Here is a 20085-nt window from a genome sequence, read left to right as displayed (position 1 = left end):
CGCCACCTATATAAAGGGTTTCAACAAAGGGAGTAGGGGCATGCTTTGCAGCGTTTAGCAGTCTCGAACCGCCAAGCAAAAGGCTTCGCTCCCTAAGCTAATAGGGAGCGAAGCATCCTTGCAGTTAATAGCGGTGGTAACGCTTTGGTTTACCGCTAAGGACTCACTAGCATTAATTAACTAGCACTAATGCTGATTAGTCTTCGCTGCGGTTAATGACCAAGTCACCCAGGTACGGGAAGTCGATAGCATTGACCACGGGTTCGGCGTCAATACCCTCTGCAGAAGCATACGCCAGGTTCTGCCAATGCAACATGATGAAACCGACGTCTTCGTAGAGCATGGCTTCTGCTTCACGCAGCATTTCGTTGCGTGTATCGAGATCCGTTTCGCTATCCGCTTCGGTTACTAACGCATCAATCTCTTCGTTGCAGTAGTTGCCGTAGTTGTATTGGCCTACACCGGTTTCAGTGTCGATGCAGAAGGAGAGATACTGGAAGAAGTTGGCGGTATCTTCAGTGTCAGAGTGCCAGCCAAGCATCGCCATATCCGATTCGCGGGTATCATACTCCGGCCAGTACTGAGCGAGCGGCATGGTGCGCAGGTTAACGTTAATGTTGATTTGCGCCAGCATATTTGCCACTGCCTGAGCGATTTGCGCATCGTTCACATAGCGGTTGTTCGGGGCAATCATGTCAATGGTAAAGCCGTCTTCGTAGCCGGCTTCTGACATAAGTTCTTGAGCGCGCTCAAGGTCATAGCGCGGCACTAAATCTGGATTGTGGCCCGAATAGCCTTCTGGTGAGAATTGCCCAGCTGGTGTTGCAAAACCGCGCATTAGGCGATCAGCAATGCCTTCCTGGTTAATTGCTAGATCTATCGCCTGACGAACACGAACGTCTTGGAAGGCTTCAACGCGCTCTTCGTTCAGTTGGAAACCAATAATGCGCGTACCGTCAATCTCAATCAGATTGACACCATCGGCATCACGTACCCGATCCAAATCGTTAGGCGGTACGGCATCGATGAAATCCACGCCACCAGAGAGCAGTGCGGCAACGCGAGAAGCGTTTTCAGCAATCGGCGTCAGGACGATTTCAGACACGTTGCCTTCGGTTTCTGTATCCCAGTAATCGTCAAAGCGTTCAAAATCAACGCGCACGCCCTGGCGGCGGTCAGTGAGAATAAAGGGGCCTGTGCCCGAGACATTGCGTGAAGCAAACGAGTTACCCGCTTTAACGATTTCAGCTTTGTCATTGCCGTCGTCGGTTTCACCGGTATAGAAATCGCTATCCATCGGGAAGATGTAGGTAGCAAGGTTCAGTAGTAGTGGGTAAGGCTCGGTAGTCACGATCTCTACGGTGTAGTCGTCAACCGCTTCAGCGCTAGCAACCGGTTCAAAAATAGCGCGGTAGTCAGGGCTCTCTTTCAGACGCTCAATAGTCCAAACCACATCTTTGGCGGTAAATTCGTTGCCAGAGTGGAAAGTAACGCCTTCACGCAGTGTCATGCGCATGGTGGTTTCGTCGACCTGTTCCCACTCGGTAGCCAAGCGTGGTTCGAAATCAAAATCTTTCGTCCAGCGTACTAGCGGATCAAACGTCAGGTGCGAGAAGCGCAGCATGCCGCCAGAAAGCTGCTCATGGATATCGAGGGTTTCAGGGTCAGCCGAGTAACCAATGCGCAGCGTTTCAGCACTCGCGGCTAGCGGTATTAACGTAGTACCCGCGAACACGGCACTAATAACGGAAGCCAGTACGGTCTTCTTGAACGTCATAATTGTTCCCTTGGATAGTTATTTATTGTTCGTTTAACAGGTGCTTTCCCTCGCTTATAGCAGGAAATACCCGTAAAACAGACACGGTCACAATAAAAGCCGTTTTGCGGCCTAAGCTTACAACATAGGCTACTAACATAGAGAGTGCCCATCGCGTCATACAATCGAAATAATGACAGGCATCATTCGTCTACTAAATGAGGTGGCTAATGCCGCCATATAAAGCGGTTGGATTTAGACGAAAGTAGTAATCGAAAAGTGGTGCAAAACTGGCAGGAGAAGGCATATGCGAAAACAAATCGGGATCATGGTATTGGCTTGGTGTATTCCCTCTTTTGCTTATACGAGTGAGCTTGCACCGGAGATTGAGGGCGTGCTGGATGGCGAGCCGCACGAGTGGTTTATTTTAAGTCAGGGCAATGACTCAAGTGCGTCGTTCATTGAGCTTGGGGATGAAGTCCGCATTGATATCACCGGCTTTATTGACGATGAAAGCTGGGATGCTCGAGACGCTATCTCTATCAGTCTGACTCTGGTAGAAGACGAGCTTATGGAGACGGATGTCGTTTATCTTATCGGCAATACTCCTTTACCGCCGCTGTATACCTCAGGAGATGCCCAGGTAACAGTGTCGTTGACTCACTATGAGCGCGACAGTCAAACAGTTCATGTAACAGGCAGGATTCAGGGCGTGCTGGCGCTGCAAGTTCAGTTAGATGCCCCGCCAAGCCTTGAGGAGGGCATCGACATTGATGTGATGTTCGATGTGCAGGCGCAAAAAGTCGAATTTTAAACATAGTGCTTTTAGCGCGGCAGGGCGATTGTCATCGACCTGCTGGAGTGGCCATTAGCCAAACTGTTTATGTAGCCAAGTATTGATAGTGTCAGATTCGTACATCCACTCTTCGCGGCCATCATCATGGGTAATTTTAAGGCAAGGTACTTTTACTTTACCGCCTCCTTTTAATAGCGCCTGCTTATGGGCGGGATCAAGCTGGGCATCGCGCAATTCAATTTTCAAACCTAACCGAGCCATCTCTTTACGCACTTTGATACAGAAAGGGCAGCTACGAAACTGATATAGGGCCAGGCGCTGACACTCTTGGTCGACAAGCGCCTGTTGCTCGGGGGTGCGATCTACGGCAGTAGGCGTGGAGAGCTTTTCAGAAATAAGCATGATGGGGGCAAGTACCAAGCGAACACCGCGGAAAAAGTAGCGAATTAAAACGCGCATCGTAAAGCTCCTTTCACTGATAACTAGGTTGCTACCAGCGTGGTGAATGAATGGATGGGGGAATAGCCATCCTTTATAAACAGTGGCGGCATCCTGCAACAACTGAATGGATTTGTCACTTTAAGGGCGTTTTGCCCTGGCTAATCTTCAATTATAACGATGAGTAGATGAGCAATTAGACCCAGCATGCTACGCTAACCGGCTATTTTCATAGTGTTTGTTTTTTTATTGCACTAGCTAGAACGAATTAGTTTATTAGCGATTAATGGGGCTACAGCCATGCATCTGCATATTATTGGTATCTGCGGCACCTTTATGGGTAGCCTTGCACTGCTGGCGCGAGAGCTTGGGCATCAGGTGAGCGGCTCTGATCAAAATGTTTACCCGCCAATGAGTACCCAGCTAACGGAGGCGGGTATTAGCTTGATGGAAGGTTATCATGCCGAACATCTTACCCCTCTGCCTGATCTGGTAGTGGTAGGCAATGCGATGTCGCGTGGTAATCCAGAGGTAGAAGCGCTACTTAATAGCAATGTGCCTTATACCTCTGGTGCTCAATGGCTGGCGGAACACGTGCTTCCTGGTCGGCGTGTGATTGCGGTGGCGGGCACTCATGGAAAAACAACGACGGCAAGTATATTAGCCTGGTTACTTGAGAGCGCTGGGTTAATACCGGGTTTTTTGATCGGTGGTGTGCCGCGTAATTTTGGGGTGTCCGCCCGCATTGGTGATCCAGCCGCACCTTTTGTTGTTGAGGCTGACGAGTACGATACTGCCTTTTTCGATAAGCGCTCCAAGTTTGTTCATTACCACCCCCATATCGCGATCCTCAATAATCTTGAGTTTGACCACGCGGATATTTTTCCTGATTTGGCCGCCATTGAGCGCCAGTTCCATCACCTAGTGCGGACGGTACCTAGCCAAGGCCAGCTGTTAGTGGCCGATCAGCAGCCTGCGCTTGAACGTGTGCTCGCCCAGGGCGTCTGGACGCCAGTCGTACATTTTGGCGACCAGGTCGAGAGCGAATGGCAGTTTCAGCTAGAGCGTGACGACGCCAGCCGCTTCCAGGTGATTTATAGCGGGGGCGCGCCCGGTCAGGATAAAAAAGGCCAAGATGAAGATGGTGTTGTCGAGTGGGCGCTCACCGGAGAGCATAACGCGCGCAACGCATTGGCCGCTGTTGCCGCCGCTCATCTATGCGGAGTTGATTTGGCACGTGGCTGTGCTGCGCTGGCCCGTTTTGAAACGCCAAGAAGGCGCCAGGAAGTGCGCGGCGAAATTAACGGCATCCAAGTAATTGATGACTTCGCTCACCACCCCACGGCAATTGCCGCCACGCTTAAGGGGTTGCGCGCGGCGACAACCAAAGGGCGTTTGCTGGCGGTGATTGAACCCCGCTCAAACACCATGCGATTGGGCGCGCTGCGCGAGCGCTTAATCGACAGCGTGGCTGACGCTGATGGCGTGTTTTGGTTTCAGCCTGCCGGCCTGGATTGGTCAATGGACGAGCTGGTGGCTACTCAAGGCGCCCACGCACAGCTATACAGCGATATTAATACCCTAGTGCAGGCAGTGGTCACTCAAGCGTCACCTCTGGATCGTATCGTAGTGATGTCCAACGGTGGTTTTGAAGGCGTTCATGAGCGCTTATTGGCCGCCTTAGCTATCGCCAGAGAGGGGTAAGATTGAATAATTCAGTCAAAGCAGCGTTTAAAAAGCCTATTACAGTGGCGCTCACTGGCGCGTCAGGTGCGCAGTATGGCCTCCGGTTGATTGATGTTTTAGTCGATGCAGGTCATGAAGTGTGGGTCATGATTTCGAAAGCCGCCCATATGGTGATCGCCACTGAGACTCCGTTTTCACTACCGGCGCAGCCACAGCGGTTAGTGGAGGCGCTAAGCGAACGCAGTGGCGCCCAGCCGGGGCAGATCCGCTGTTTTGGGCGCGAAGATTGGATGGCTCCTGTGGCTTCTGGTTCCGGCGCACCTTCAGCGATGGTAGTGTGCCCGTGCTCAACCGGCACTTTGTCAGCGGTGGCCACTGGAGCCAGCAATAACCTGATTGAGCGGGCCGCAGATGTGGCGATCAAAGAGCGTCGAACGCTGGTGTTAGTGCCTCGCGAAAGTCCGCTTTCTCCTATTCATCTTGAGCATATGCTGGCACTTAGTCGGCTAGGAGTAGTTATTCTGCCTGCCGCACCAGGGTTTTATCACTGCCCACAAAGCATTGATGATCTTATTGATTTTATCGTGGCGCGGATACTGAATCAGTTAGGTATTGAACATACGTTGATGCCTCGCTGGGGTGAGGTAAAGGGCATCGGTGAATCCAGCCCATTAAAGGATGAATGAGAGATGATGTCGTGGGCTACGCTGTCGGTTTTTGTGCCAACGTTTTTGTTTGTATCGCTAACCCCCGGCATGTGTATGACACTTGCTATGGTGTTAGGTATGACCCAGGGTGTTAAGCGCACCCTGTGGATGATGATCGGTGAGCTGCTTGGGGTTGGGTTAGTGGCCGCAGCAGCAGGAGCGGGTGTTGCCGCGTTAATGCTTCGCCAGCCAGAACTATTCGTGCTATTCAAATGGGTGGGCGGCGCCTACTTAGGTTATTTAGGTATTATGATGTGGCGTTCACGGGGGCGCATGGCAATTCCCAGTGAATTGGATGCTGGGCCTCCGGCTAGCCGCCTGCAGCTAGCGATGCAAGGCTTTGTGACGGCAGTGGCCAATCCAAAGGGTTGGGCCTTTTTTATGGTCTTGCTGCCACCGTTTTTAGACAGCAGTCGCCCCCTTAGCGGGCAGCTTAGCCTGTTGATTGCGGTAATTTTGACTATCGAATTTGCCAGCATGCTGGTATATGCCACCGGCGGCAAAACGCTACGTAGTGTGCTTGGTAAAAGCGGTAATGTGCGTTTGCTTAATCGCATTGCCGGTACACTGATGGTCGGCGTAGGTCTATGGCTTGCGCTCGGCTAATCAAGGGCTTTATCTACCCCTAAACAGGCGGTAAAAAACCTACCCGAGCGCTCACTAATACCAGAGACGCGATGCTTAAAAGCCACCATGGGCAAGGGCGTAAGCTTGGCCGTGGTTGCTGCTGCCAATGAAGTAGAGTGAGTGCGCACACTACCATGCCTAACAGCGCGCCTCCGACCAAATCGCTGAACCAATGAACCCCTACCACTAACCTCGATAACGCCATGGGCAGTGTTAGGGCTAGTGCTATCCAGTAGGCCCAAAAACGCTTTTGACGTGGCAGCTCGGCTGCTATAAACGCCGCCGCGAGACCAAGCAGGACCACGGCAGTCGAAGTGTGCGCACTGGGGTAGGAGAATGAGCCTGTTAAATAGTCTGGCGTATCAGGGCGTGCACGACCAAATAGGCCTTTACCAACGGTATTTAGCAACGCGATACCTGCAAAACCGCCACACCAATGTAGCAAAGCATCGACTCTTTTACGCACTAGTAGCCATAATGCCCAAGGTAGCGTTAAAGCGATAATGCCGTAGGTATCGCCTATGCGGGCAAAGATGTTACCTATCGAATAGCCAAGGTCGCTATGCAGCCAGGCAAAAAGTCGCTGAACAAGCAGGTCCATTTCTAACGGGCCATCGTGGGCAATGACCAGCAGTGTCCAGCCAGAAAGTGTGCCCAGCGAGATTATTAATAGTAGCATCGATGCTAAGGGAACCTCGCCTGAATGGCTCATGGCTAGCCAGGGGCGGCGCAATAGCGGTAAACGGCGAATGCTACCAGCGAGCGCGCGATAAAGTCTGCCGTGTCTAGTGACCTGATGACGACCCCAGGAAAACACCACCGCTAATACCACCATAATGGCAGCCAGTATCAACAGGGCAGCCTCAAGGCCGGGAGGAATGTCTAAATGGTGCTGCCATGTGCGCCCGAGTAAATAGCCTGGTAATACATACGCCGGTGCCCACAACGCAGCTGAGCTGATATTGGCCCAAGCAAAGGTGCGCGGTGGCATATGCATCATGCCAGCTACTAATGGAATAATCGGTCTCACCGGGCCGACAAAGCGACCAATAAATACCGAAGAGATACCGTATCGCTCGAAAAAACGAGTTCCGCGGGCTAGCCATTCTGGATGTTGTGAAAGCGGCCAGCGCTTCGTTACCTGCTTATGATGTCTGTAGCCCAGCGTAAAACTGATGCTATCCCCTAGAATAGCGCCTAGGAAGGCAGCGCCAACTAGCCACACTAAAGCGATATCCTGATGTCCTGCCAGCGATGCAACGGTGGTGATTAACACGACGCCGGGCACCAGTAAGCCCACCAGCGCAAGCGACTCCACCAGGGCGATAACGAGAACTAGGCACAGTAGCATGGGGGCTGACAAGGTTAATGAGTAGAGCGTATCGGCTAGCGGCACAAACCTCTCCAGCTAAGCATTTAGGTGATGAATAATAGCTAACTAGGCGTTAGCCAAAGAGATACCACGTGCTTCGAGTCGCTTTACATAGTGTTCGAAGCTTTCAGTACGGCTAGGTAAACAGGCTGCGATGCGCACCTCTAAATGGCCTGTTTCAACTAAAACACATCGCGAAAGTGCGCGTTGTAGGCGTTCGCGTACCAATAGGGCGCCGCTTTCAGTGGTGTCAGGCAGCACTAGCCAAAAGGTGGCGTTGTCGGCCCGACCCAATACATCGTAATCGCGGCATCGGCTGTTCACTTCGCTACATAAAGCCCCCAAAATGGCTGTTTGGGCTCGATGGCCAAACTGCTCCTCTGCCATGTCCAATTGTGGCAAATGGAGTACTAATACCGCTAGCTGTTGATTGAGCATTGCGGCGCGCTGATGCTCGCTACTCAGTCTCTCTTTAAGAGTATCTATATGGTAAGCATTGCAATCGCTGTCATTGGGGTCTGTGGCACGAAGTAGTGCCCGGCGGCGGGCATGTTCCCAGCGTGGCAGGGCAAGTAGTAGGGTTAGTGCGATATAGCCTACGATAACAGCGGGAGGAGCCGTTGATACAGCGGGAAGTAACCACCATAGCGGCCCTGCTGCCACGTTGACTAGCACTGCAGCCCAGAGGGGGAGCAATAAAAAAGCGGCCGTTACCGGCAGGCCCAGCCAAATCAGGGAGACCTTTGGTTGAGCATAAAAAGCACTAAGCACAACGGAGTAGGTGCAGAACAATAAAATAAAACGTGGCCAATGGTTTTTTAGCCCCTGGCCCATGTGCAGTAGCAGTGCCGCAGCGAGTAGTAGGGTAATAAACGTGGGGACAAGCAGGTCACGATACTCACCCATCGCATAAAGCCACAATACATAGCCGATCATTAGGGCGATACTGGCACTATAGGCGACGGTCATTAAGCGCTTGGGAATCTGGTGTTCGGTCATGTTGTTTCCCGCGCGCGTTCGGTAGGTAATTTACTCATTTCAAACACCGTCAGCGTTGCGGGTTCGATATCGATCAATTCCAGGTGCTCGCTTGTGGTATTTTCTGGCAAGCCTGCGAGCAGTAGGGCGCGCCGCTGAGCGGCTTCTTTTGGCGAGCGTGAAAGCATTAAAGTGACTAGGGTAGTGCTATTTAAACGATAAACATTTTCAAAATCGTAGGTCAGTTCACACAGTTTTTGTGCGGTCGTCCAGAGCTGGTGGCGTTTAACATGAAGAATGAATACTTCAGCGTGGATCCCTTCACGCTCACAGCGAGTTTGCTCTCTAGTAATATCGCGAAGCAGCTGTTCACCCGCCCATAGGTTCAATCCCGGTATCAAGCGAAGACGCTGTCGAATCGAGCCATTAATATCGATTAGTTGTTGAGCGCGCGATAAGGCAAGCAAGCCTAGGATGAGCATTGAACACAGTAACACCAGGAATTCAGGTGTGCTCAGTACAGGAGCCACCATCACAGAGCTTATTAGTGCAGCACTGAGGTTAAAGGCCATGACCCAGCTTTTTTGAGGCAGCATTAACATAGCTGCCCACGCCCAGATCAAAATTCCATGACGTTCGGGAGCAGAGGCAATCAACCCCACCAGCAGCGCCCCAGGTATCGCTTGCCAAGGTAGGCCACGCGAACGGCGATGGCTAAAATCGAGCATTAATGCAGTGATAAACAACCAGCCCACGGATAGCCACAGCACTAATGCCGTGGTGGGGTTGGTGGCGGGCGTCCATAGCGCCAAGGCAACAGCAGCGGCTAAAAGATTGGCGCGTAGCAAACGGATTTTGTACTTGCTTTGCATGGTGGCTTACTATTCATCCTGAATAACCAGAGGTGTCCGAACACGGCATACAGTAGCGGTTTAATTAACCTCAGTATAACGGTGAAATGGCGTAGCATAAGCATGAACATGAAAGATGACTTCATTAATACGCTTGCCAATCATAAGTAGGTACTATTGTGAGTTAGTCTGGGGGCCTTTGGATGGTAATCCCAGAGCTTGATTAACGTAGATTTTCTTAAAAAGTATGCGCAACCACGCACGGAGACAGCATGAGCGTTTCAACACCGTTCCAAGACGAGGCCCAACAGCATTTAACTGCCGGGGATGTGCCCGCCTACATGCAGGCTCTGGGGCGGTCGGCTCGACGGGCGGCTAGTGAGCTACGCCGTGCGGATACTGGGTTGAAAAATCGCGCTCTAATGGCTATGGCTCAGCGGTTAATGAAATCACGTGAGAGCATTCTAGGCGCCAACGCCGCCGATTTACAACGAGGCCAGCAAAGCGGTTTAGAAAGCGCGCTACTAGATCGTTTAGCGCTCAATGACGCACGCATTGACGCCATGATTGAAGGTTTACATCAAGTCGCTGCTTTGCCAGATCCAGTAGGCGAGATTAGCGATATGCGCTATCGCCCCAGCGGTATTCAAGTGGGTAAAATGCGCGTGCCGTTGGGCGTTATTGGCATTATTTATGAGTCCCGCCCTAATGTGACGTTGGAAGCCGCCAGTCTGTGTTTAAAATCGGGCAATGCCTGCATATTGCGCGGCGGTTCAGAGGCGAGTGAGTCCAATGCTGCACTTAGCGCCTGCATTCAAGCGGGGTTAGCCGATGTTGGACTTCCCGCTGGTAGCATTCAAGTCGTAGCGACCACTGACCGTGCGGCGGTGGGCGAGATGATCAGTAGGCCGGAATATGTGGATGTGATTATTCCCCGAGGCGGTAAGTCGCTGATTGAACGTATCTCTCGTGACGCACGGGTACCGGTTATCAAGCATCTTGATGGCGTTTGTCATGTTTACATTGATACCACCGCTGACCCAGCTAAGGCGCTAGCCATTGCGGTTAATGCGAAAACACATCGCTATGGCACCTGTAATACCATGGAAACCCTGCTCATTGACGCACCTATTGCTGATCTACTGCTGCCTGAGCTGGCGCGTGCGTATGCCGAACATGAGGTGGAGCTTCGCGGCTGTCAGCGTACTCAGGCTCTGCTGCCACAAGCAGTGGCTGCTAGTGAAGAAGATTGGTACGCAGAGTATTTGGCACCGGTGCTAGCCATAAAATTGGTCGATGGAATGGACGAAGCCATCGCCCATATAGAGCATTACGGTTCTCACCATACGGATGCCATTGTCACCCAGGATTACTCCCTGGCGCGGCGCTTTATGGCAGAGGTGGATTCCAGCTCGGTGATTGTTAATGCCTCCACTCGCTTTGCCGATGGCTTTGAGTATGGGCTAGGAGCTGAGATTGGGATTTCAACCGATAAGCTCCACGCCCGTGGGCCGGTAGGCTTGGAAGGCCTGACTACCCAGAAATATGTAGTCTTTGGTGATGGTCAGGTGCGTGGATGAGTGGTTGGAACGATGAGGTAATAGGATGAATAGCCTTATACCTCGGATTGGCATGTTAGGCGGCACATTCGACCCTGTTCATATAGGGCATTTGCGTAGTGCGGTTGAGCTGAAAGAGGCGTTGCAGCTAGACCAGCTGCATATGATACCCGCACAGCAGCCACCTTTAAGGGATCGCCCACAAGTGTCTGCGCAGCAGCGTTTGGCACTATTAAAAGCCGGGATTGGCGATACACCAGGGCTGATCGCAGATGATCGTGAATTGCGCCGCGATGGCCCTTCTTACAGTGTGGATACGCTTGTCGACCTACGCAATGAGTTCGGTGATCAGGCGCGCTTAACAATGGTCATTGGCTACGATGCTTTTTTACGGCTAACACAGTGGTACCAGCCAGAACGACTGTTCAAGTTCGCCCATTTGGTTGTGATCAAGCGGCCCGGTTATAGCGAACCCTTGCCTGCGCCGCTAATGGAACTGGTGGGCTATCGCGCAGTCGATAGTGTAGAGAAATTAATGCAGCAGCCCTGTGGTGGGTATTTAATGCTGGAATTGCCATCGCTAATGGAAATTTCCGCAACCTATATCCGTGAGCGTTTAAAAACGGGAAAAAGCATACGTTATCTAGTTCCAGAGCCCGTTGAAAAGGCTATTAAGCAGCGTGGTCTTTATCAATAGAGCGAATAGCGCTGGCAGTCAGCAAAGAAGCCGCTACAATGGCCGGCTTTATTGACCGATTACCCAACGAGGTTGTCTTTAGGAGTCATGCACATCGATACATTGAAAAAACTAGCGGTCGACGCGCTAGAAGAACTGAAAGCACGTGACATTACGCATTTAGATGTTGCCAAATTAACTGAGGTAACTGACCTCATGCTTATTGCCAGTGGAACCTCCACTCGGCATGTAGCGGCCATTGCTGAGAATGTTGTTGCAAAAGCTAAAGCTGCAGGCCTTGGCCCGTTGGGCGTCGAAGGTGGTGATAACGCTGACTGGGTGTTGGTTGACCTAGGTGACGTTGTTGTACACGTAATGATGCCTGAAGCTCGGGTGCTGTATGACCTAGAGCGGTTGTGGGCTGATTTGCCCAGCGATTCAGATGTAATTAGTGAAACGCTTGAGCGCTTTCATGAGCGAGCCAGCATGTCATGAAAATCCGGCTGTTAGCGGTAGGTAACAAAATGCCAGCCTGGGTAGAAGAGGGCGTGGAAATCTATCGCAAACGGCTGCCTAAAGATTTTCATCTTGAGATTGAAGAAATTGCGCTCGGCCAGCGTGGCAAGAATGCAGATATTGCCAAGGCGCGTGCCCAAGAAGCGCAGCGTATTCGCGACAAGCTTCGTGGGGACGAATATGTAGTGGCACTAGAGGTGAAAGGCAAACCTTGGACCACCGAGCAACTGGCGCAAGAAGCGGACGCCTGGAGAATGACCGGCCGCGATGTTGTGTTATTGGTCGGTGGGCCTGACGGCCTTGAGCCGTCGCTTTCAGCGATGGCTGAAAAAGCTTGGTCGCTTTCGCCGCTTACGTTACCGCACCCCCTAGTGCGTATTATCTTGGCCGAACAGCTATATCGTGCTTGGACACTGCTGGTGGGCCACCCTTATCACCGCTAATGGTTGAAGGGTGAGCAATCACTTTTTATATCCTGCTGCGCCCAATACCTGTTTTGAGAGTCATCGTTGCTATGCTCAAGCGCCCCAATACGCTAAAAAACTCTGAGCAAGAACTGCGTGTTTTCCGTGTTAGAGCGCTGCTCGCGATATTAGTGGTATTGACCTTGGCAGGACTGTTGATGGGCCGCCTGGTCTATTTGCAAGTTGTCCAGCATGACCTTTACAGCACCCGCTCCGAAAATAACCGAGTGAGGGTAGAGCCGCTTCCTCCCAACCGTGGTTTGATCTACGACCGTAACGGCGTACTGTTGGCTGAAAATCGGCCAACCTACAATTTGACGCTGGTGCGTGAGCGCGTCGATAACTTAGATGAAGCCTTGGCATTATTGGTAGAGCTGCTTGAACTGCCAGAAGAAGAGATTGAGGCGTTCAACGTTCGCTCACGCCAGCGCCAGCGACCGTTCCAGCCCGCACTGCTTACTAGCGATCTTAATGAAGATCAAATTGCCCGTCTTGCGGTCAATCGTCATCGCTTGCCTGGTGTTGAAGTAGAGGCTCAGCCGTTACGCTTCTACCCCGATGCTGAAGTCATGGCGCATGCATTAGGTTATGTGGGGCGAATAAACGCTGAAGAGATGGAAACGCTGGATGCAGGACGTTATGCCGGAACTCACTTTATCGGTAAAACTGGCATTGAACGCTTCTATGAAGAACAGCTACACGGCCAAGCAGGTTTGCGCAAAGTAGAAACCAATGCCAGAGGACGGGTGTTAAGAGAGTTAGGTCGTACAGACCCAGTGCCTGGGGAGAATTTGACCTTAACGTTGGATAGGTCGCTGCAGATGCTGGCTTATGAACTTCTGGACGGCCGCCGTGGTTCGATTGTCGCCATTGTGCCGGATACCGGTGAAATCCTTGCGATGGTGTCCACGCCTGGTTTTGACAGTAACCAGTTTGTGACGGGTATTGATGTTGCTTCTTATCGCGGCTTGCAGGAAGACCTTGATCTGCCGCTGTTTAACCGTGCGATTCGCGGGCACTATCCACCTGGCTCGACGATTAAGCCGTTTTTAGCGTTGGCGGGTTTAGTGGAAGGGGTGATTACGCCTGATAGCACTATTAATGATCCTGGCTTTTATCAACTACCCAATGACTCACGTCGCTACCGTAACTGGTTGCGCTGGGGGCATGGACGTGTCGATATGGAGCGCTCAATTGCGGTCTCGAATAATACTTACTACTACACCTTGGCCCATGATCTGGGTATCGATAACCTGCATGAGCAAATGAGCAACTTTGGGTTTGGTCAGCGTGTTGCCCATGATGTGCAGGGAGAAAGTGGAGCCTTAATGCCCTCACGGGATTGGAAACGTGGGCGCTTCAATCAGCCGTGGTACCCTGGTGAAACGTTATCGGTAGGGATTGGGCAAGGTTACTGGCAAGTCACGCCACTCCAGCTTGCAAGCGCCACGGCAGCGCTGGCTAACCGTGGGCATTGGGTCAAGCCACGCTTGGCACGCCAGATAGGCGATACACCGGTGCCGCGTGATCTGCCTAATACTTTGGATGATATTCAGTTAGCCAATGATAGCTGGTGGGATCGCGTATTCAGCGGTATGGAAAAGGTGATTAGTGGCAACGAGGGCACAGCGCGACGCACAGGTGTTGGCCTTGAGTACCGGATGGGCGGAAAGTCAGGTACTGCACAAGTCTTTTCACTTGGCCAGGATCAGCGCTATAACGCTGACGAATTAGCCGAGCGGTTACGTGATCACGCATTATTTATGGCCTTCGCGCCGTTAGAAGACCCCCAGATTGCGGTATCCGTGATTGTTGAAAATGCTGGTGGGGGGAGTACTCACGCTGCCCATTTGGCACGCGCAATGACGGATGCCTGGATACTGAAAAACGATGCGCCGGACGTTGATGAGGTGCGAGAAGTGCTGCAAGAAGATAATGCCAATGTGGAGGGTAACTAAGCCATGCCTTGGCAGTTTATTGCTCGATCCATGCGAGGCTATCCTGTTCGTCCTCCTACCAGCGGTATTGCCCGACGAAAGAGCATCTGGGAACGAATTCATATCGACCCATGGTTGCTTGGTCTACTACTGCTGTTGATGAGTAGTGGTTTAATCGTGCTTTATAGCGCATCAGGCCAGTCTATCGACTCCGTTATCGCCCAGGGCGTGCGTTTTTGTATAGCGCTCGTGGTCATGGTGATCATTGCCCAGTTCGCACCATCAACATTTCTCCGTTGGGCGCCGCTGGCCTACTTATTTGGCGTGGCGATGTTAGTGGCCGTTGATTTGGTAGGCGATGTGGGGATGGGGGCTAAACGCTGGCTAGTTATTCCGGGTGTTATTCGCTTTCAGCCGTCAGAAATGATGAAGCTGGCGGTACCCTTGATGGTGGCGGCCTATCTTAATCGCTGTGAATTACCGCCTCGGCTGCGCGATATTGTCGTTTGCGCTGTCATTATTGGTGTGCCGGTAGTGCTTACAGCAATTCAGCCTGATTTAGGAACCTCACTCTTAGTAGCTAGTGCGGCCATTATAGTGGTGCTTTTAGCAGGCTTATCATGGCGTTTGATCGGTTTTGTTGGTGTGTTGGGTGCCGCTTGCGTTCCTGTTTTGTGGATGAATATGCACAATTATCAGCGCCAACGCGTATTAACTTTTTTAAACCCAGAGAGCGATCCGTTGGGATCTGGCTGGAATATTATTCAATCGACCACGGCGATTGGCAGCGGCGGGGTCTGGGGTAAAGGATGGCTTGAAGGTACCCAGTCGCAGTTAGAGTTTTTGCCAGAGCGGCACACCGATTTCATTATTGCTGTGTTGGGTGAGGAGTTCGGTTTAGTTGGTATGCTAGTGCTGCTGTGCCTTTATCTGTTGATTGTGAGCCGAGGCCTATGGATGGCGAGTGGAGCACAAGATACGTTTGGCCGTTTGGTGGCAGGTAGTATTATCTTGACGTTTTTTATCTATGTTTTTGTCAATATGGGAATGGTAAGCGGCATTTTACCGGTGGTTGGCGTACCGCTTCCATTGGTAAGTTATGGCGGCACCTCAAGCGTGACCTTACTGGCCGGTTTCGGTATTCTCATGTCGATACATGCCCACCGCCGTTTGCTGTCGCGCTAGAGAGGCTATTTACTGATTCGCGCGCGCGTTGCTCGGGAATGGACGGTTCTGGAATAGAGAGTTCAGGAATGGAGAGTCAATGAACAAGGTCCACAGGAAGGCGAGCAGCTGTTTGCTAGCAGCATTGATGTGCTGGGCAACGCCTACACTATTATTTGCAGATGAGCCTGCTCAGCATCATTTTGCTCCGTCTCAGCATGGCGAAACCCAAGCCTTGGTTGACGAATTGGTTGAACAGGGCGTTCCCCAGGCTTGGTTAGTCGAAGCCCTAGAGCAGGCTAATTTTACCCAAAGTGTATTAGATGCAATGGAAGGTGCCGCTGAGCGCCGTCTTCAATGGCATGAGTACCGCGATATATTTATTACTGAGCAGCGTATTCAAGAGGGCGCCGAGTTTATGCAGGCGCACGCTGACACCCTGGCACGCGCAGAAAGCACCTACGGTGTACCCGCAGAGATCATTACCGCCATTATTGGCGTAGAAACTTACTACGGACGTCATAAGGGTCAGCATCGTGTGCTTGACTCACTGGCAACGCTGGCTTTTCATCACCCGGTGAGGGGTACGTTCTTTCGCGGTGAATTAGCCGCATTTTTACGTATTGCCTACGAGCAGCAGGTCGACCCAACTGAATTGCGAGGCTCTTATGCCGGTGCGATGGGCTATCCTCAATTCATTCCTACTAGTTATCAGGCCTACGCGGTCGATTTCGATGACGATGGCATTCGCGATCTGTGGGAAAACCCGGTGGATGCCATTGGCAGTGTAGCCAATTACTTTGCCGAACACCGTTGGATAGCTGGCGCACCTATTTACCATCAAGCAAGTGGCCCAGAAGAAGTACCTGAAGGGCTAGCGCAAGAACTCTCATTCAATCAAACATCGGCACCTACTGTCAGTGTTGCAAAGCTCGCTGAGCATGGATTTGAGCCAGCCGAGCCGTTAGATGATGACTTACTGGTGGTACCTTTAGCACTTGAGTTTGCTGACGGCGAGACCCGTTACCGGTTTGGTGAATTTAATTTTTACGTGATTACTCGCTATAACCATAGCCACCTCTATGCCATGGCCGTAGCGGAATTAGCCGAAGCGATTGCTGAGCAGTATGAGGACGATGCATGAGTATGATGCTGGCAAAAAATTGGCTGACAAGTAGCAGGGTCACTAAGGATCAGCTCAAAAGAGCGCAGCGGGCAGGTGGAGTAGTGACGTTGCTTGCGTTGATTAGTGGTTGTGCAAGCAATGAGGCGCAACGCGTTGATACGCCTAGTTCGACTAGCCAAACGGCGGCTCCAGCAGCCTCAACGGCGGCAGCCACTAGTAGCGGGCGCTATGCTATGAGTGGGGATGCTTATCCCCTTGAGCCACCTGATGTCACTAAAGTGCCGGATGCTGAACCGCGCGTAGAGCAGCTTTCACGAGGCGGCAATCGCCCGACTTATGAAGTATGGGGTAAAACCTATCAAGTGCTGCCCGACGCAACCGGTTACGAAAGGCGGGGCACTGCCTCATGGTATGGCGAGAAGTTTCACGGTTACGCCACGTCCAACGGTGAAATTTACGACATGTACAAAATGTCAGCGGCTCACCGTTCGCTTCCTCTGCCTACGTTCGCACGGGTAACGAGTTTGGATAACGGCCAGTCGGTTATTGTCAGAGTCAATGATCGTGGCCCATTCCATAGTGATCGTGAAATCGATTTATCCTACGCAGCAGCGGCTAGGCTCGGGTTCCTGGATAACGGTACTGGCCCTGTTAAGGTTGAAGCGATTGACCCGGAGCAGTGGTTGGCCCAGCGCGGGGGAACAAGTGGTTCGCCGTCGCAAAGCCAGCGACAAGCACCTGCCGCGAGCGCTATGCCTACGGAGCGTGTTGCTGCTGCACCGGCGGCTTCGCAAGCGGCGCCATCGCAACAGCAAGCCTCGCCAGCACCGGCTAGCGGCTCTGGTGATGCTATGTATTTACAAATAGCCGCCTTGGGTAATCCAGAAGGCGCACAGCAGTTACAGCAGCGTTTGGAGGGGGAACAGCCGCATTCAGTACGCATAATGAATGATGCGGATATGTATCGTGTACAGGTAGGGCCGATTGCACCTGCGCAAGAGACCCAGGCGCGCGAAGCACTGCGTCAAGCAGGCTTCCCCCAGGTGTTTGTTGTGCGATAATTAACACCCTATGTATTTTCTATGGTGCGGTTCACGCGCCGCCGTTTTTTACAAATTAGCTTTGCAATTAATCTTTGCAAGTGCGTTTTCAAGTAAGTGAGACTGTCGTTATGAACGTGTTTACATCCATTAGTCGCTCCGCTCGGCTGTGTATTGTTGTTGCTATGGCATCTGTTGCCCTGCCTGCCATTGCCCAGTCAGTTCCTCAGCCGGCAGTCCCGCAGCCGCAAACTATTATTCCGGCTGCACCCCAGCTAGCGGCAAGTTCATGGATATTGATGGACGCCCATAGTGGCCGAGTATTGGCGGAGCATAACTCTGATGAGCGACTACCTCCTGCAAGTCTGACCAAGCTAATGACTGCCTATTTGGTGGAGCGGGAGCTTGATCGTGGCACTATCAACTTAACGGATATGATCAACATTAGTGAGAATGCCTGGCGCACAGGCGGCTCTAAAATGTTTATTGAAGTTGGCGATCAGGTCTCAGTCGATAACCTGCTTCATGGGATCATTATTGTTTCAGGTAACGATGCTAGCGTGGCAATGGCCGAGCACTTAGCGGGCGGTGAGGCGCCTTTTGCTGACTTGATGAACCAGCACGCCACGCGCTTGGGTATGCATAACACTAATTTCCAGAATGCCACTGGTTTGCCGGGCGATAACCATTACTCAAGCGCGCGTGATATGGCGCTGTTGTCGCAGTACATTATTAATGATTACCCTGAGCACTATGAAATCTATTCCCAGCGGACGTTCTCTTTTGCAGGCATTGATCAGCCTAACCGCAACCGTTTGTTATGGCGTGATCCTACTGTTGATGGCTTGAAAACAGGCTGGACCACGGAAGCCGGTTTTGGGTTGGTGGCGTCGGCTAAGCGCGATGATATGCGGCTAATTTCGGTAGTGATGGGTACCAACTCAGAAGAAGCGCGTGCTCAGGAAACCCAAAAACTGCTCAGCTATGGTTTCCGGTTTTTTGAAACTACTAAGCTCTATGAGCGAGGTGCAGTGCTCGCTACGCCGCGCATTTGGGGTGGCGACAGTAATGAACTCCGCGTAGGTGTTGATGAAGAAGTCTTTATGACGTTGCCGCGTAATCGTAACGAAGAGCTGCGTGCCCGGTTGAATCTTGATCCGGATCTTCAAGCCCCAATCGCAATTGGCGATGAAGTGGGCACGCTTGAAGTCCATTTAGGTGATGAAATTGTCGGCGAACGTCGCATGGTGGCATTAGAGAATGTTGAAGAGGGTGGACTTTTCAAGCGCTTATTTGACCAAGTACGACGCTTTTTTAGCGGCTTGATCAGTAACTTTACTGACTAAAATGAGCGATGTTTAGGCTGTCGCCAAGCTTAATTTATGCAATTTTGATGATGAGTTCGACATGAGCAAAGCTACCCCTAAGGGATTGCGCGATTTGCGTCAACCAGCGGCTTTAGAGCCGCCTAAAATCACTTTTCCTTGTGATTACTCGTTAAAAGTTGTCGGCGATGCCGCTGATGATTTTCCAGCCTGTGTTTGTCAGATCATTGTGCGTCATGCGCCGGATTTCGATGCAACCACCATGCAGGTGGTCGACAGCCGTAACGGTCGTTACCAGTCTGTGCGAGTGATGATTCGTGCCACCGGAGAGCAGCACATTAAAGAGCTGTTTGAAGACTTAAAGGCGACCGGTCGCGTTCATATGGTGGTATAAGCGTGGATTTTGCAGCGCCAATTGAATTTCACAATTTGGGTCGCCAAGCCTACCAGCCGGTATGGGAGGCGATGCGGGCGCTGACCGATACCCGTGACTCAGCAACGCCGGATCAATTCTGGCTTGTTGAACACGACCCTGTTTTTACGCAAGGCCAGGCGGGCAAGCCGGAGCATTTGCTCATGCCGGGTGATATTCCGGTGGTACACACGGACCGGGGTGGGCAGGTCACCTATCACGGGCCTGGGCAGGTAGTGCTTTACCCACTGTTAGATGTGCGGCGAAGTAATATTGGGGTGCGTGACTTGGTGACTGCGCTGGAAAACGCCGTCATCGACGTGCTAAACGGCTATGGTGTTACTGCGCGTGCTCGACCGGATGCGCCAGGCGTTTATGTGCCCACAGAGATGGGTGAGGCGAAAATTGCATCACTCGGGTTGCGCATTCGAAGGGGTGCAAGTTTTCACGGGGTGGCATTCAATGTTGACGGTGACCTTAGCCCTTTTTCGCGTATTAACCCTTGCGGTTATGCGGGAATGTCCATGGTGCGACTGGCCGATCTTGTTGAGCTGCCCAGCGATCACTGTGTAGGAGAGCAATTGGCGCAGGCACTAGCAGCACAGTTAAGGCGCCCTTTGTTACCTAGCAAAAATTCTCTGCCGCTATAAAGTCC

At 51.9% G+C, this 20085-nt stretch carries 20 protein-coding genes; 15 read left to right on the top strand and 5 right to left on the bottom strand.

What is annotated here, in order from left to right; all coding sequences use genetic code 11:
* Positions 1-196: 196 nt before the first annotated feature.
* The gene (locus ACQKE4_RS15485) at positions 197-1777 is read right to left on the bottom strand and encodes an ABC transporter substrate-binding protein (RefSeq protein WP_427389254.1); all 1581 of its coding nucleotides are present in this window, start codon (positions 1775-1777) and stop codon (positions 197-199) included.
* Positions 1778-2063: 286 nt separating this feature from the next.
* Here ACQKE4_RS15485 and ACQKE4_RS15480 point away from each other — a divergent pair, with 286 nt between their 5' ends.
* Entirely contained in the window at positions 2064-2570 is a 507-nt protein-coding gene (locus tag ACQKE4_RS15480) for a hypothetical protein (RefSeq protein WP_427389253.1), read from the top strand.
* 54 nt (positions 2571-2624) lie between these two features.
* On the opposite strand, the gene ACQKE4_RS15475 is transcribed toward ACQKE4_RS15480, so the two are convergent.
* A complete protein-coding gene (locus ACQKE4_RS15475) occupies positions 2625-3011 on the bottom strand; it encodes a glutaredoxin family protein (protein WP_427389252.1) in 387 nt (128 codons plus the stop codon).
* Positions 3012-3290: 279 nt separating this feature from the next.
* Between ACQKE4_RS15475 and mpl the strand changes: the two genes are divergently transcribed.
* The 3 genes from mpl to ACQKE4_RS15460 are packed head-to-tail and all read left to right on the top strand — an operon-like array spanning position 3291 to position 5989.
* On the top strand, positions 3291-4694 hold the full coding sequence (gene mpl, locus ACQKE4_RS15470; RefSeq protein ID WP_427389251.1) for a UDP-N-acetylmuramate:L-alanyl-gamma-D-glutamyl-meso-diaminopimelate ligase: 1404 nt from the start codon (positions 3291-3293) through the stop codon (positions 4692-4694).
* Between the two features lie 2 nt (positions 4695-4696).
* On the top strand, positions 4697-5362 hold the full coding sequence (locus ACQKE4_RS15465) for a flavin prenyltransferase UbiX (protein WP_427389250.1): 666 nt from the start codon (positions 4697-4699) through the stop codon (positions 5360-5362).
* A 3-nt stretch (positions 5363-5365) separates the two neighbouring features.
* Complete coding sequence (locus tag ACQKE4_RS15460) at positions 5366-5989, top strand: LysE family translocator (protein ID WP_427389249.1); 624 nt, start codon at positions 5366-5368, stop codon at positions 5987-5989.
* A 19-nt stretch (positions 5990-6008) separates the two neighbouring features.
* Here the strand turns inward: ACQKE4_RS15460 and ACQKE4_RS15455 are convergent, their stop codons facing one another.
* Genes ACQKE4_RS15455 through ACQKE4_RS15445 form a run of 3 tightly spaced genes read right to left on the bottom strand, consistent with a single transcriptional unit; the run spans position 6009 to position 9232 of the window.
* The gene (locus ACQKE4_RS15455) at positions 6009-7406 is read right to left on the bottom strand and encodes a bifunctional DedA family/phosphatase PAP2 family protein (RefSeq protein WP_427389248.1); all 1398 of its coding nucleotides are present in this window, start codon (positions 7404-7406) and stop codon (positions 6009-6011) included.
* Between the two features lie 42 nt (positions 7407-7448).
* Positions 7449-8381, bottom strand: coding sequence for a GGDEF domain-containing protein (locus ACQKE4_RS15450; RefSeq protein ID WP_427389247.1), 933 nt, complete (start codon positions 8379-8381; stop codon positions 7449-7451).
* A complete protein-coding gene (locus ACQKE4_RS15445) occupies positions 8378-9232 on the bottom strand; it encodes a hypothetical protein (protein ID WP_427389246.1) in 855 nt (284 codons plus the stop codon). The genes ACQKE4_RS15450 and ACQKE4_RS15445 overlap by 4 nt, the downstream gene beginning before the upstream one ends.
* Positions 9233-9483: 251 nt before the next feature.
* On the opposite strand from ACQKE4_RS15445, the gene ACQKE4_RS15440 reads away from it, so the two are divergent.
* The 11 genes from ACQKE4_RS15440 (at position 9484) to lipB (ending at position 20080) form a co-directional block, all read left to right on the top strand.
* Positions 9484-10791 carry a glutamate-5-semialdehyde dehydrogenase gene (locus tag ACQKE4_RS15440; protein WP_427389245.1) on the top strand — a complete coding sequence of 436 codons (1308 nt, stop codon included), beginning with the start codon at positions 9484-9486 and terminating at the stop codon, positions 10789-10791.
* Positions 10792-10816: 25 nt separating this feature from the next.
* Complete coding sequence (gene nadD, locus ACQKE4_RS15435) at positions 10817-11467, top strand: nicotinate-nucleotide adenylyltransferase (RefSeq protein ID WP_427389244.1); 651 nt, start codon at positions 10817-10819, stop codon at positions 11465-11467.
* Positions 11468-11554: 87 nt separating this feature from the next.
* The gene (gene rsfS, locus ACQKE4_RS15430) at positions 11555-11941 is read left to right on the top strand and encodes a ribosome silencing factor (RefSeq protein WP_427389243.1); all 387 of its coding nucleotides are present in this window, start codon (positions 11555-11557) and stop codon (positions 11939-11941) included.
* Positions 11938-12405, top strand: a complete 468-nt coding sequence (gene rlmH / locus ACQKE4_RS15425) for a 23S rRNA (pseudouridine(1915)-N(3))-methyltransferase RlmH (protein WP_427389242.1) — start codon at positions 11938-11940, stop codon at positions 12403-12405. The genes rsfS and rlmH overlap by 4 nt, the downstream gene beginning before the upstream one ends.
* Before the next feature lie 71 nt (positions 12406-12476).
* Positions 12477-14384 carry a penicillin-binding protein 2 gene (mrdA, locus tag ACQKE4_RS15420; protein ID WP_427389241.1) on the top strand — a complete coding sequence of 636 codons (1908 nt, stop codon included), beginning with the start codon at positions 12477-12479 and terminating at the stop codon, positions 14382-14384.
* A 3-nt stretch (positions 14385-14387) separates the two neighbouring features.
* Positions 14388-15548 (top strand): rod shape-determining protein RodA, encoded by a 1161-nt coding sequence (gene rodA, locus ACQKE4_RS15415; protein ID WP_427389240.1) that lies wholly within the window; start codon positions 14388-14390, stop codon positions 15546-15548.
* 79 nt (positions 15549-15627) lie between these two features.
* Positions 15628-16671 (top strand): lytic murein transglycosylase B, encoded by a 1044-nt coding sequence (gene mltB / locus ACQKE4_RS15410; protein WP_427389239.1) that lies wholly within the window; start codon positions 15628-15630, stop codon positions 16669-16671.
* Between the two features lie 2 nt (positions 16672-16673).
* Positions 16674-17714, top strand: a complete 1041-nt coding sequence (locus tag ACQKE4_RS15405) for a septal ring lytic transglycosylase RlpA family protein (protein WP_427389263.1) — start codon at positions 16674-16676, stop codon at positions 17712-17714.
* A gap of 110 nt (positions 17715-17824) precedes the next feature.
* Positions 17825-19039 (top strand): D-alanyl-D-alanine carboxypeptidase family protein, encoded by a 1215-nt coding sequence (locus tag ACQKE4_RS15400; RefSeq protein ID WP_427389238.1) that lies wholly within the window; start codon positions 17825-17827, stop codon positions 19037-19039.
* A gap of 61 nt (positions 19040-19100) precedes the next feature.
* Positions 19101-19412, top strand: coding sequence for an HP0495 family protein (locus ACQKE4_RS15395; protein WP_427389237.1), 312 nt, complete (start codon positions 19101-19103; stop codon positions 19410-19412).
* Between the two features lie 2 nt (positions 19413-19414).
* Complete coding sequence (gene lipB / locus ACQKE4_RS15390) at positions 19415-20080, top strand: lipoyl(octanoyl) transferase LipB (RefSeq protein ID WP_427389236.1); 666 nt, start codon at positions 19415-19417, stop codon at positions 20078-20080.
* The last annotated feature ends 5 nt before the right edge of the window (positions 20081-20085 follow it).

The organism is Halomonas sp. NPDC076908 (assembly GCF_050269715.1).
Lineage (GTDB): Bacteria > Pseudomonadota > Gammaproteobacteria > Pseudomonadales > Halomonadaceae > Vreelandella.
This window is presented reverse-complemented; position numbering and strand designations above follow the sequence as displayed.